At 74.8% G+C, this 10,878-nt stretch carries 13 protein-coding genes; 5 read left to right on the top strand and 8 right to left on the bottom strand.

The genetic code is table 11. The features are described 5' to 3' along the window. The first annotated feature begins 127 nt into the window (after positions 1–127). Positions 128–1,327, top strand: coding sequence for a metallophosphoesterase (locus tag ACFVHB_RS27755; protein ID WP_380327709.1), 1,200 nt, complete (start codon positions 128–130; stop codon positions 1,325–1,327). 232 nt (positions 1,328–1,559) lie between these two features. Here ACFVHB_RS27755 and ACFVHB_RS27760 read toward each other — a convergent pair whose 3' ends face one another. After that, a complete protein-coding gene (locus ACFVHB_RS27760) occupies positions 1,560–1,835 on the bottom strand; it encodes a hypothetical protein (protein WP_380327666.1) in 276 nt (91 codons plus the stop codon). 253 nt (positions 1,836–2,088) lie between these two features. Between ACFVHB_RS27760 and ACFVHB_RS27765 the strand changes: the two genes are divergently transcribed. Further along, positions 2,089–2,370: a hypothetical protein gene (locus tag ACFVHB_RS27765; protein WP_380327668.1), complete on the top strand. Its 282-nt coding sequence runs from the start codon at positions 2,089–2,091 to the stop codon at positions 2,368–2,370. 110 nt (positions 2,371–2,480) lie between these two features. On the opposite strand, the gene ACFVHB_RS27770 is transcribed toward ACFVHB_RS27765, so the two are convergent. From ACFVHB_RS27770 to ACFVHB_RS27795, 6 genes are all read right to left on the bottom strand, one after another. Further along, positions 2,481–3,869, bottom strand: coding sequence for an NADP-dependent succinic semialdehyde dehydrogenase (locus ACFVHB_RS27770; RefSeq protein WP_380327670.1), 1,389 nt, complete (start codon positions 3,867–3,869; stop codon positions 2,481–2,483). A gap of 132 nt (positions 3,870–4,001) precedes the next feature. Beyond that, the gene (locus tag ACFVHB_RS27775; protein WP_380327672.1) at positions 4,002–4,283 is read right to left on the bottom strand and encodes a DUF6158 family protein; all 282 of its coding nucleotides are present in this window, start codon (positions 4,281–4,283) and stop codon (positions 4,002–4,004) included. Positions 4,284–4,392: 109 nt separating this feature from the next. Further along, entirely contained in the window at positions 4,393–5,007 is a 615-nt protein-coding gene (locus ACFVHB_RS27780; RefSeq protein WP_380327674.1) for a vitamin K epoxide reductase family protein, read from the bottom strand. Then, positions 5,004–5,813: a DsbA family protein gene (locus tag ACFVHB_RS27785; RefSeq protein ID WP_380327676.1), complete on the bottom strand. Its 810-nt coding sequence runs from the start codon at positions 5,811–5,813 to the stop codon at positions 5,004–5,006. The genes ACFVHB_RS27780 and ACFVHB_RS27785 overlap by 4 nt, the downstream gene beginning before the upstream one ends. A 136-nt stretch (positions 5,814–5,949) precedes the next feature. Next, the gene (locus ACFVHB_RS27790; RefSeq protein ID WP_380327678.1) at positions 5,950–6,621 is read right to left on the bottom strand and encodes a hypothetical protein; all 672 of its coding nucleotides are present in this window, start codon (positions 6,619–6,621) and stop codon (positions 5,950–5,952) included. Positions 6,622–6,725: 104 nt separating this feature from the next. Further along, complete coding sequence (locus ACFVHB_RS27795; RefSeq protein ID WP_380327680.1) at positions 6,726–7,181, bottom strand: SRPBCC family protein; 456 nt, start codon at positions 7,179–7,181, stop codon at positions 6,726–6,728. A 111-nt stretch (positions 7,182–7,292) separates the two neighbouring features. Between ACFVHB_RS27795 and ACFVHB_RS27800 the strand changes: the two genes are divergently transcribed. Further along, positions 7,293–8,162: an Fpg/Nei family DNA glycosylase gene (locus ACFVHB_RS27800; protein ID WP_380327682.1), complete on the top strand. Its 870-nt coding sequence runs from the start codon at positions 7,293–7,295 to the stop codon at positions 8,160–8,162. 41 nt (positions 8,163–8,203) lie between these two features. On the opposite strand, the gene ACFVHB_RS27805 is transcribed toward ACFVHB_RS27800, so the two are convergent. Continuing rightward, positions 8,204–9,058, bottom strand: coding sequence for an SAM-dependent methyltransferase (locus ACFVHB_RS27805; RefSeq protein WP_380327683.1), 855 nt, complete (start codon positions 9,056–9,058; stop codon positions 8,204–8,206). Positions 9,059–9,266: 208 nt separating this feature from the next. Here ACFVHB_RS27805 and ACFVHB_RS27810 point away from each other — a divergent pair, with 208 nt between their 5' ends. Then, a complete protein-coding gene (locus ACFVHB_RS27810) occupies positions 9,267–10,151 on the top strand; it encodes a polysaccharide deacetylase family protein (protein ID WP_380327685.1) in 885 nt (294 codons plus the stop codon). 155 nt (positions 10,152–10,306) lie between these two features. After that, positions 10,307–10,633 carry a hypothetical protein gene (locus ACFVHB_RS27815; RefSeq protein ID WP_380327687.1) on the top strand — a complete coding sequence of 109 codons (327 nt, stop codon included), beginning with the start codon at positions 10,307–10,309 and terminating at the stop codon, positions 10,631–10,633. Positions 10,634–10,878 lie beyond the last annotated feature (245 nt).

The following is a 10,878-nucleotide window of genomic DNA, read 5'->3' on the forward strand; positions in this document are numbered from 1 at the left end:
ACACAAAGTACCAGGTCAGAGGGGGTGGAGCGGGCCGGCGGAAAGCTCAAATCTGATGCATCGTCAGTCCGTTCCGGGCCCTCGGGGGCGGTGCGCCGGCCGGCGGGCCGTCCATACTGTCGGCGTGATGATCGTCCTCGTGGTGCTCGGCCTGCTCGCCGTCCTCGCCGTCCTGGCCCTCGCGCACTGGTACCTCTGGCGGCGCCTGGTGCGCGACGTCTCCGCCCCCGGCGGCTGGTGGCGCCGGACCGGGACGGTGCTCGCCGTCGTCCTGCCGCTGCTCGCGGTGGGTGCGCTGGTCGGCGGGCGCAAGCTCCCGATGTCCGTCGAGCGCTGGCTGGCCTGGCCGGGGTACCTCTGGCTGGCGGTCCTGCTCTACCTGCTGCTGGCGCTCGCGGTCGGCGAGGCCGTCCGGCCGCTGCTGCTCCGCCTGCCGCGCCGGCCGGCGGCGGATCCGGCCGCGTCGAGCGCGGCTGACGCACCGTCAAGCGCCGCCCCCTCGCCCGAGCGCCGGCTCTTCGTGGCCCGGACGATCGCGATCGGCGCCTCCGGCGCGGCGGCGGCCGTCGTCGGCAACGGCGCGTACGGGGTGCTGCGCGGACCGCGGCTGAAGCAGGTCACCGTGCCGCTGGCCAAGCTGCCCGCGCGGGCGCACGGCTACCGGATCGCGGTGGTCAGCGACATCCACCTCGGGCCGGTCCTCGGGCGCGGCCACACTCAGCGGATCGTCGACACGATCAACGGCGCGCAGCCGGACCTGATCGCGATCGTCGGCGACCTGGTCGACGGCACGGTGCGCGAGCTCGGCCCCGCCGCCGAACCGCTGGCGCGGCTGCGGGCGCGCGACGGCGCGTACTTCGTCACCGGCAACCACGAGTACTTCTCCGGGGCCGCGCCCTGGGTCGACTTCGTCCGCGAGCTCGGCGTCCACCCGCTGCAGAACGCGCGGGTCGAGCTGTCCGGCTTCGACCTGGCCGGGGTCAACGACCTCGCCGGGCGCTCCGAGGGCGAGGGTCCGGACTTCGCCAAGGCGCTCGGCGACCGCGACCGGTCCCGCACCTCCGTGCTGCTCTCGCACCAGCCGGTCACCGTCCACGACGCCGTCCGGCACGGCGTCGACCTCCAGCTCTCCGGTCACACCCACGGCGGCCAGCTCTGGCCCGGCAACTACCTCGCCGAGCTGGCCAACCCCACCGTCGCCGGGCTGGAGCGCTACGGGGACACCCAGCTCTACGTGACCCGCGGCGCCGGTGCCTGGGGCCCGCCGGTCCGGGTCGGCGCGCCGTCCGACATCACCATCGTCACGCTGGCCTCGCTCCGGGCCTGAGCAGGGCCCTGGATGCCGCGCGCACCACTCACCGAGGTGCGCGGGCACCGCGCCGGGCGGGGTGCGCGGCCCGGACGGGAACGCCCGCGGACGACGGCGGGAACGCTGGTGGGGGGCCAAGCGCTTCACCCGCGGCCGGGCGACACGGTCGACCCCCGATGCCAAGGCGTGCCCCCACGCCGCGCGCCCGGCGGGAATCGTCAGACACGCCTTGGGCAGGACACGCGGCCGATCAGCCCGGGGACACGCGCCGGTGCCCCGTTCGGCGGCGCGGGCGGTGAGCGGCGGGCCCGGTCTCCCGCAGTGCCAGCAGGACGATCCGCCGGGCGTCCGCGGGCCGGCCGGTGAGGCGGGCGGCCAGCAGCCGCGGGATGTCGCTCTCCTGCGAGTACCCGGGCACCACCGTCACCTCCGCCCGCCGCACCCCGGGCTCCCCGGCCACGGCGTAGGTCACCGCGTACGTGGTCCGGTCCGGCGGCGGGGGCGACTGCGCCCGCGTCCGCGCCATGACGCCACCTCCTCGCTCCGCCCATTGTCCCGCCGGTCGTCGTGACCGGGGCGGCCGAGGGACCGTGTGGCCGATCGGGGTGAATCCGGGCAGAGTGGGAGAGATCTCCGGTCCCGTACGCGGTGCGCCCGTCGGGCGACCCACGGCCCCCGGCGTTCTCCGCCGGGAAGCACCACCGGGAAGTCCGCAGCTCCCCGCAAGGCCCCGTGAGCTGTTCACCGGCAGTCCCCCCGACCTCCGGAGGCGATCCCAGATGGACCTGCTGACCTACAAGGCACTCGACACCGGTCCCGACGCGCCGAAGCACCCGGGCCTGGCGCACCGGGCCTGGCACGGCCTGCTGAGCCTCTCGCCCACGGCCGTGGTCTTCCTGCTCGGGCTCTCGCTCGGCCTCGGCGCGGTCGGCTCCCAACTGTCCTCGCTGCCATGGCTGATCGTCTTCAGCGTCGTCTGGGGCATCACCCTGGTCGTCCTGATCGGCATGGTGGTGCGCTGGGCGACGCCCGGCCAGGGCAGGCACCGGATGGCCACCTGACCCGGCCGGCGGCCACCTGACCCGGCCGGTCCGTCCGACCCGGCCGGGGGAGACCGCCTCCGGCCGGGCGGCACCTCGCCCGGCCGGGGCGCGGGAGCCGAAGGGCTTCGCTACGCGACCCAGACCGTGGTCACGTTGCAGAACTCCTTGATCCCGTGCCCCGACAGCTCCCGCCCGAAGCCCGAGCGCTTGACTCCGCCGAACGGCAGGGCCGGGTGCGAGGCGGTCATGCCGTTGAAGAAGACCCCGCCCGCCTCGATGTCCCGGACGAAGCGCTCCTGCTCGGCCGGGTCGTCGGTCCACACGTTGGAGCTGAGCCCGAACGGCGTGTCGTTGGCCAGCGCCACCGCCTCGTCCAGGTCGGCGACCTTGTAGACGGTGGCGACCGGGCCGAAGGTCTCCTCCTGGTGGATCCGCATGGCCGGGGTGATGCCGGTGATCACCGTCGGCTCGTAGAACCAGCCGGCGTCGAAGCCCTCGGGGCGGCGGCCGCCGCACTCCACCCGGGCGCCGTGCTTCTTCGCGTCCTCGACCAGCTCCTCCAGGTCGTCCCGGCCCTGCCGGCTGGCCAGCGGGCCGACCTCGGTGTCCTCGTCCATCGGGTCGCCGACCTTCAGCGTCCGCATCGCCTCGGCGAACGCGGCGGTGAACGGCTCGTACACGTCGGCGTGCACGATGAACCGCTTGGCCGCGATGCAGGACTGCCCGTTGTTCTGCGCCCGGGCCCGGACGGCGGTGGCCACGGCGGCGTCCAGGTCCGCGCTGGGCAGGACGACGAAGGGGTCGCTGCCGCCCAGCTCCAGCACGGCCTTCTTGACCTCGTCGGCCGCCGCCGCGGCGACCGCCCGCCCGGCCGGCTCGCTGCCGGTCAGCGTCACCGCGGCGACCCGGCGGTCGCGGATCACGCCCTCCACCGCGCCGGAGCCGATCAGCAGGGTCTGGAAGCAGCCCTCCGGGAACCCGGCCCGCACGAACAGCTCCTCCAGCGCCACGGCCGTCCGCGGCACGTTCGAGGCGTGCTTCAGCAGGCCCACGTTGCCCGCCATCAGGGCCGGCGCGGCGAACCGGACCACCTGCCAGAACGGGAAGTTCCACGGCATCACGGCCAGCACCACGCCGATCGGGCGGTAGCGGACGTAGGCGCGGGCGGCGCCCGCGTCGGCGACGTCGGCCGGGTCGGGGTGCTCGTCGGCGAGCAGGGCCTCGGAGTTCTCGGCGTACCAGCGCATCGCCTTCGCGCACTTCGCGGCCTCGGCCCGGGCCGCGGTGAGTGGCTTTCCCATCTCCTCGGTCATCGTGCGGGCGATGGCCTCGCGCTCCTCGTCCAGCAGGTCGGCCGCGCGGCGGAGCAGCTCGGCGCGGTGCGCGAAGGAGGTGGTGCGGTAACCGCGGTACGCCGCCTCGGCGCGGGCCAGCCGCTGTTCGAGGCCGGCGGCGTCCAGCGGTTCGAAGGTCTCCAGGGTCTCGCCGGTCGCGGGGTTGACGCTTGCGATGGGCATGGGAACTCCCAGGTGTCCGTGCGGGTGGTCCCGGGGCGGCCCGGGGTGTGGTTCTCCACCCTGACCGACCGCACGCCCCCGGGCACGCCACCGCCGCCCGGCGTGTCCCGCCGGGCGGCGCGGCACCGACCGTCACTCGGGCAGGGACTCCACCCGGGCCGCCGCCTCGCGGGCCCGCGCGCCGGCCCGGGTGCGGGCGGCCGTGACCTGCCGGTTCGGGAACCGGTGCAGGTACTCCGCCTCCAGCTGGCCGGTCCGCAGCGTGTGCCGCTTCAACGCGTCCTCCGACCCGTAGAGGAAGGTCTCGTGCCGGGTGCGGTGCAGCTGCTCCAGCTCGTGCAGCAGCGTGTCGTTGCCCAGGGCGTGCGGGGAGATGCCCTCGGGCCTGATGTGCGGAGCGTCGGGGTGCCGCATGTCCACTACCTCCTCGGCGGGAAGCCCCCCTCCTACCGTTGCCCGGCGGCCGTCGCCGGTACACCCGTTCGGGCGGGCCGGCTACCGGCCGATCGCATCGGCGGGGTGCTCAGACCAGGGTGCTCCAGTAGTACCAGAACCGCTTCAGGATCAGCAGGACGATCACCGCGTACCAGAGCGCCGGCACCACCCAGTGGTAGCGGGCGGCCTCCCGGACGGCCGGGCGCAGCCGGCGCCCCACCGGGATCACGCCGGAGCGCAGGTTGTGCAGGGTGGTGTACCAGAACAGCGGGATCATCGTCGCCCAGACCACCATGCAGTACGGGCAGAGCGCGCCGATCCGGTACAGCGCCTGGTACATCAGCCAGGTCACGAAGCCGATGCCGAACACCGTCCCGGCCTGCAGGCCGAGCCAGAACCAGCGCCGGTACGCCGCCCCGGCCAGCAGCCCGGCACCGATCGCGATCACGGCGGCGAAGCCGGCCAGGCCGAGCAGCGAGTTGGGGAAGCCGAAGGCCTCGGCCTGGTCGCTGCGCATGATCGAGCCGCAGCTGATGATCGGGTTGATGTTGCAGTTGGGGACGTACGACGGGTCCTTCAGCAGCCGGATCTTGTCCAGCGTGAGGACGAAGGAGGCGAACAGGCCGACCGCGCCGCCGATCACCAGCAGCAGGGCGAACGGGCGGCTCGCGCCGTGGGTCCGGGCGGGCGTGGCGGAGGTCATCCGGTCACCTGCCCGACCAGGGCGGTGAACCGGTCGGGCGGGACGGGCGCGCCGTCGGCGAACACCTCCAGCTTCTTCCCGTCCAGCCTGACGGTCGGGGTGCCGGTGACGCCGCTGCGGTCGAAGGCCTTGTTCACCTGGTCGGCCCACGGGACGTAGGTGCCGTCCTGGACGGCCTTGACGAAGGCGTCCGTCTTCAGGCCCGGGACCTGCCCGGCCAGGTCGAGCAGGCGGTTGACGTCGGCGAAGCCGTCCTCGCGCTCGTCCGGCTGGTGGGCGTACAGCACGTCGTGGAACTGCTTGAACTTGTCGACGCCCTCGTTGAGCGCCGCGCCCGCGGCGGCCAGCGCGGTGCGCGAGCCGCTGCCGCCGAGGCCCTGGTCCAGGAAGGTCGCCAGGTGGTACTCGATCTTGTAGGTGCCGGCGTCGGCGAGCTGCTGGATGGTCCCGCCGTCGGTGGTCTCCAGCTGCCCGCAGTACGGGCAGCGGAAGTCCTCGTAGATCTCCAGCGTGTGCGGGGCGTCGGCCCTGCCGTAGGTGATCACGGTGCCGTCGGCGCCGCTCGCGTTGGCCGGGGTGACCAGCGGGCCCTTCGCGGCGGCGTCGCCGGAGCCCGAGGAGCCGCCCACGGCGAAGGCCGCGCCCGCGGCGAGGGCGAGCACGGCGGCGCAGGCGCCGCCGACGACGGTCCGGCGGCGGATCCGGGCCGAGCGCTCGGCGCGCTCGCGCTCGGCCCGCAGCCGCTCGGTGGCGCTGCGGCGGGCGGCGTTCTCGGTACGGCGGGAGGGGTGGGGCTGCTTGCTCATGGGGGGTGTCGTCCTGTGCTCTCGGTCCGGTGCTCTCGTCGGTCGGTCGGCGGGTGGGCCGGCCGGCGCGGAGCGGGGCGGGCGCGTACGGGCGCGCGGCGGGGTGACCGGGGGAGACGCCGAAGGGAGGGCGTTCTCAGCCGGCCGGCACCGGGAGGGGCGGCCCGCGGCGGACGGCGGGGGTGAGCAGGACGCCTTCGGCCGGGACGCGGACCCGGCTGGCGCGCGGGAACGGCACCCGCGCCACCGGGCGGACCGGGACGGGGGCGGCGAGCAGCGGCAGCCAGCGGCCGGCCGCGCCGGGGACCCGCTGCGCGAAGTCGCCGAGGACGCGCACCGACCGGGCGAGACCGGTCAGCGCGGCGTCGGCGCGGCGCAGCCAGAACGCGGCGGCCAGCGCGATCACGGTGTGCAGCGCGAGGAGCAGCACGCCGGTGGACCGGCCGGTCTCGTGGCCAAGCAGGAACCCGCCGAGCGAGCCGCCGCCGCAGAGCAACGGCTCGAAGCCGCGGGCGGAGCCGGGCGGCAGCGCGGGGCAGGTGGTCTGGGCGAGGTCGAACAGGGCGCTCAGGCCCAGCTCCAGCGGTAGGAAGACCGCCGCGACCACCGGGTAGCGGCGCTCCGAACCGGCGAGGGCGAAGGCCATCGCGAAAACGGCGGCGCCGGCCACGGCCAGCGTGCCGAGCGGCAGCGGCCGGCCGGTGACCAGCACCTGGCCGAGGCCGGCGAGCAGCACGACCAGCGCGGCGAAAACCGCCGCGCGGAGCGTCCTGGAGGCCGGGCCGGTGCGGCCGGTGTACCGCTGCATGGCATCCGAGTCTGCCACAGGCCGGCCGGTCGACGACCGGGCCGACGGCCCGCTGTGAAGATCCTCACGACCGCCCTGACCTGCACTTATGTGCCCCTTACCGGTCAGTCGTCCGACGCGCCGGCGGCCGCCACCCGGCCCTCGACCAGCTCCCGGAACAGCTCCAGGTCGGCCCGGACCGCGCGCTCGACCGCGCCGGCCAGCGCGAAGCCGCGCGGGCCGCCGAACACCTCGTGCACCGCCTCCGGGTCGTACTCGACCCGGATCTGCACCCGGGTGCGGCCCCCGTCGAGCGGGAGCAGGGCGAACGCGCCGTGCAGCTGCAGGCCGTCCACGGTCCGCCAGGCCATCACCCGCCCCCGCCCGCGGTCGGTGATCTCGGTCTCCACGTCGCGGGCGGCGCCGGCGATCTCCACGCCGAGGTGCGCGAGGTTCCGGCCGTGCGGGTGGGCGCTGCGCACGCCGCAGACGAAGCGCGGGTAGTCGTGCACCCGGTGGAGTTGCTCCCAGGCCGCGAGCACCGGGGCTTCGACGTCGATCTGTTCCTCAAGCGTGCTCATGGCCGGGCCGGACCTCCTCGGGAACCGCTGCACGCGGTGCGCGGGCACCTCCAGCCTGCGCCCACCCGGGCTGGACAGGCAAAGGCCGGCGGGCTGCGCCAGACTGGGCGCATGCCGGAGCTGCCCGAGGTCGAGGCCCTCAGCGCCTACCTGTCCGAGCGGCTGACCGGGCGGGTGATCGCCCGGGTCCAGCCGGTGGCGATCAGCGCGCTCAAGACCTACGACCCGCCGGTGACGGCCCTGGAGGGGTCGACGGTCGGCCCGGTCACGCGGCACGGGAAGTTCCTCGACATCGAGGCCGGCGGCCTGCACCTGGTGATCCACCTGGCCCGGGCGGGCTGGCTGCGGTGGAAGGAGAGCCTGCCCGCCGAGCCCCCGCGGCCGGGCGGGAAGAGCCCGCTCGCCCTGCGGGTGCGGCTGGCCGGGGACACCGGGGACGGCTTCGACCTCACCGAGGCGGGGACGAAGAAGGGCCTCGCGGTGTACGTGGTGCGCGACCCGGCCGAGGTGCCCGGGGTGGCCCGGCTCGGCCCGGACCCGTTGGACCCGTCCTTCACGCTGGCCGCGTTCGCCGCCCTGCTGCGCGACGAGCGGCGTCGGCTGAAGGGCGTGCTGCGCGACCAGAGCGTGCTGGCCGGGGTGGGCAACGCCTACTCGGACGAGGTGCTGCACGCCGCGCGGATGTCCCCGTACAAGCTGGCGTCCAGCCTGACCGAGGACGAGACGGCCCGGCTGTACGAGGCGCTCGGCACCACGCTGCGCGAGGCGGTGGAGCGTTCCCGCGGGCTGGCGGCGGGGGAGCTGAAGGCGGAGAAGAAGCTCGGCCTGCGGGTGCACGGCCGGACCGGTCAGCCGTGCCCGGTCTGCGGGGACACCGTGCGCGAGGTGTCGTTCGCCGACTCCTCGCTGCAGTACTGCCCGACCTGCCAGACCGGCGGCAAGCCGCTGGCCGACCGCCGGCTGTCGCGGCTGCTGAAGTGAGCGTCCGCGGTGGGCGCGGCCGCGCCCACCGCGAGGTCGCGCTACGGCTTGCGGGCGACGCCGCCCCAGTAGTAGGCGGCGTACGGGTCGGCCGGCGGCTCGCCGTCGGGGCGCCAGGCCATGACGGGGGCGACGCCGGGCTCGATCAGCTCCCAGCCGTCGAAGAACCGGGCGACCTCGTCGCGGGTGCGCGGGACCAGCGTCATCCCGCCGGCCCGGGCCGCCTCGGCGACCTTGGCCACGCTCTCCGGGTCGAAGTCCTGGGTGGGGTGGGTGAGCGCGAGGCAGCTGCCGGAGGGCAGCGCGTCGCGCAGCGCGGCGACCTTGCCCCACGGGTCGTCCTCGTCGGCGACCAGCATCAGCACGGCGATCATCAGCAGGCCGACCGGCTGGTCGAGGTCCAGGGTCGAAGTGAGCGCCGGGTCGGCGAGCAGCTCGTCGGGCTTGCCGAGGTCCTGGTGGAGGTAGGTGGTGCGGCTGGCCGGGGTGGAGACCATCAGCGCCCGGGCGTGGGCCAGCACGATCGGGTCGTTGTCGACGTAGACCACGCGGGTGCCGGGGCTGACCGCCTCGGCGATCTCGTGGGTGTTCGGCGAGGTGGGGATGCCGGTGCCGAGGTCGAGGAACTGGCGGATGCCCTGCCGCTCGGCGAGGTGGCGGACGGCGCGGCCCTGGAACGCCCGGTTCTCCCTGGCCATCGCCTTGACGCTGGGGACGGCCTCCTCGATGGCCTGGCCCATGGCGCGGTCCGGCGGGAAGTTGGTCTTCCCGCCCAGCCAGTAGTCGTAGACGCGGGCGGAGTGCGGGGCCCTGGTGTCGACGCCGAAGCGCTCCCACTCGCTCAGCTCGGCCTCGGCGCGCTCGGGCTGGTCGGAGAAGTCCTGACTTGTCGTCATGGCCACGTCCTCTGAAGGCAGATCATCACACTTTGGGGGTCAGCGTAGCGGCCTCCGACGGGACGGCGGGCGGGCGCTGCCGGTTCGTGGGCGTGCGGTGCGGGCGGCGGGGCGGGCGCGGGTGCCCGGGTGGGCCGTCCGGGTGGTGCTGGGGGCCGTCGGGGTTGCCGGTGGGACGGCCGGAGCGCTCCGGGGGATGCATCCGAGCATGCTGTCTGATCGTCAGATTACTTCGCGAAGATTGCTGCTGGTCGCGGCCGGGATGTCCCTGCTCGGGATCGCCGGGTGCAGGGGCCCGCAGGGGGCCGCGGACGGCGCCGCCGGTGAGCGGGCGGCCGACGGGGCGTCGGAGGTGCCCGGCGCGGCGCCCGGTCCCGCGGCGCCGTCGGCCGCCGCCACCCCCACGGCCGGGTCGTCCGCCGCCCCTGCCGCGCCCTCCGCCCTGCCCGGTGTCGCCACCGGTTCGCCGGTGGCCGCGCCGCGGGTGCTGACGGCGGCCGAGAGCAAACCGGTGTACGAGCTGGACGGCGGGCGGCGGGTGGTGGCGCTCACCATCGACGACGGTCCCGATCCGCGCTACACCCCGACCGTGCTGAGCCTCCTGGAGCAGTACGGGATCCGGGCCACCTTCTTCCTGATCGGCGAGAACGTCGCCGAACACCCCGCGTTGGTCCGCGAGATCGCCGCCCGCGGCCACCACATCGCCAACCACACCTGGACCCATCCCGACCTGCGACGGCTGTCGGACACCCAGGTCCGGGACGAGCTGACGCGCACCTCGGACCTGCTGAACCGGACCATCGGGAAGCCGCCGACCTGGTTCCGGGCGCCCGGCGGGGACTGGTCGACGGCCTCGCTCAAGGTGGCCGCCGACCTCGGGATGCGGAACATGGCCTGGTCGGTGGACCCGCGGGACTGGGCCCGGCCGGGGACGAGCGTGATCACGGACCGGATCCTGAAGGACGTCCGGCCGGGGGCCATCGTGCTCAACCACGACGGGGGCGGGGACCGTTCGCAGACGGTGGCCGCGCTGAAGGCGTACCTGCCGGTGCTGGTCGACTCGGGGTACTACTTCACCGCCCCGCCGGGGTGACGAGGTCCGGAAGGGCGGCGGGTAGCGGTTTTCGGGCCTAAACCACTCGAACGAGTGGATCGGAAGAAGCGTTTCTGCGGATTTTGGGCTTCTAGGGTGATCTCGCATCAATTTCCCCGGTACCCACGGGTACCGCCGTGAAAGGCTCCAGCCCCATGCGTCTCCGCAATGCCACGATCGCCGCCGCCAGCGCGGTCGCCCTCGTCCTCGCCGTTCCCACCTCCGCCAACGCCGCGGTCGGCGAGTTCCTCTACAAGGTCGGCCCCGGGGTCCCGGCCGGCATCGCCGACCCGGAGAGCCGCACGTGCATCAACCTCTTCGGGGCGACCGAGGAGCATCCGGCGTTCGCGCCCTCGAACCTCACCACCTCGACGGCCACCGTCTTCCTCGACTTCGACTGCTCGGGCGACACCTACTACGTCATGAACCCGGGCAAGGTCCTCGGCGACCGGCTCAAGCTGCGCTCCGTCGTCTTCTCCTGAGCCGGCCGACCCGGCGACCGGGCGGGGGGGCCGCGGGGGGGACCCCGGGGGGCCCCCCGCCGGGGGGAGGCGCCCCGGGGGGGGCCCCGCCCCCAGGGCGGCGGGGCGGGCGGGGGGGGGGGGTGGGGGTTGGGTGGGGGGGGGGGTGGGCGGGTGTGTGGGCCGGGGCCGGGCTGGGGGGTGGGTTGGGTGGTTCCTGTTCGGGGGTGGGTTCGGTGGTGCCTCAGATCACGGTTGTGTTGGTG

It is taken from the genome of Kitasatospora sp. NPDC127111, from assembly GCF_042677465.1.
Classification (GTDB): Bacteria; Actinomycetota; Actinomycetes; order Streptomycetales; family Streptomycetaceae; genus Kitasatospora.

Excerpts from the sequence above, each read along its gene's own strand:
- ACFVHB_RS27785 (WP_380327676.1), bottom strand. The coding sequence starts at position 5,813 with ATGAGCAAGCAGCCCCACCCCTCCCGCCGTACCGAGAACGCCGCCCGC.
- ACFVHB_RS27795 (WP_380327680.1), bottom strand. The coding sequence starts at position 7,181 with ATGAGCACGCTTGAGGAACAGATCGACGTCGAAGCCCCGGTGCTCGCG.
- ACFVHB_RS27770 (WP_380327670.1), bottom strand. The coding sequence starts at position 3,869 with ATGCCCATCGCAAGCGTCAACCCCGCGACCGGCGAGACCCTGGAGACC.
- ACFVHB_RS27800 (WP_380327682.1), top strand. The coding sequence starts at position 7,293 with ATGCCGGAGCTGCCCGAGGTCGAGGCCCTCAGCGCCTACCTGTCCGAG.
- ACFVHB_RS27755 (WP_380327709.1), top strand. The coding sequence starts at position 128 with ATGATCGTCCTCGTGGTGCTCGGCCTGCTCGCCGTCCTCGCCGTCCTG.
- ACFVHB_RS27760 (WP_380327666.1), bottom strand. The coding sequence starts at position 1,835 with ATGGCGCGGACGCGGGCGCAGTCGCCCCCGCCGCCGGACCGGACCACG.
- ACFVHB_RS27775 (WP_380327672.1), bottom strand. The coding sequence starts at position 4,283 with ATGCGGCACCCCGACGCTCCGCACATCAGGCCCGAGGGCATCTCCCCG.
- ACFVHB_RS27810 (WP_380327685.1), top strand. The coding sequence starts at position 9,267 with ATGCTGTCTGATCGTCAGATTACTTCGCGAAGATTGCTGCTGGTCGCG.
- ACFVHB_RS27815 (WP_380327687.1), top strand. The coding sequence starts at position 10,307 with ATGCGTCTCCGCAATGCCACGATCGCCGCCGCCAGCGCGGTCGCCCTC.
- ACFVHB_RS27780 (WP_380327674.1), bottom strand. The coding sequence starts at position 5,007 with ATGACCTCCGCCACGCCCGCCCGGACCCACGGCGCGAGCCGCCCGTTC.
- ACFVHB_RS27805 (WP_380327683.1), bottom strand. The coding sequence starts at position 9,058 with ATGACGACAAGTCAGGACTTCTCCGACCAGCCCGAGCGCGCCGAGGCC.
- ACFVHB_RS27790 (WP_380327678.1), bottom strand. The coding sequence starts at position 6,621 with ATGCAGCGGTACACCGGCCGCACCGGCCCGGCCTCCAGGACGCTCCGC.
- ACFVHB_RS27765 (WP_380327668.1), top strand. The coding sequence starts at position 2,089 with ATGGACCTGCTGACCTACAAGGCACTCGACACCGGTCCCGACGCGCCG.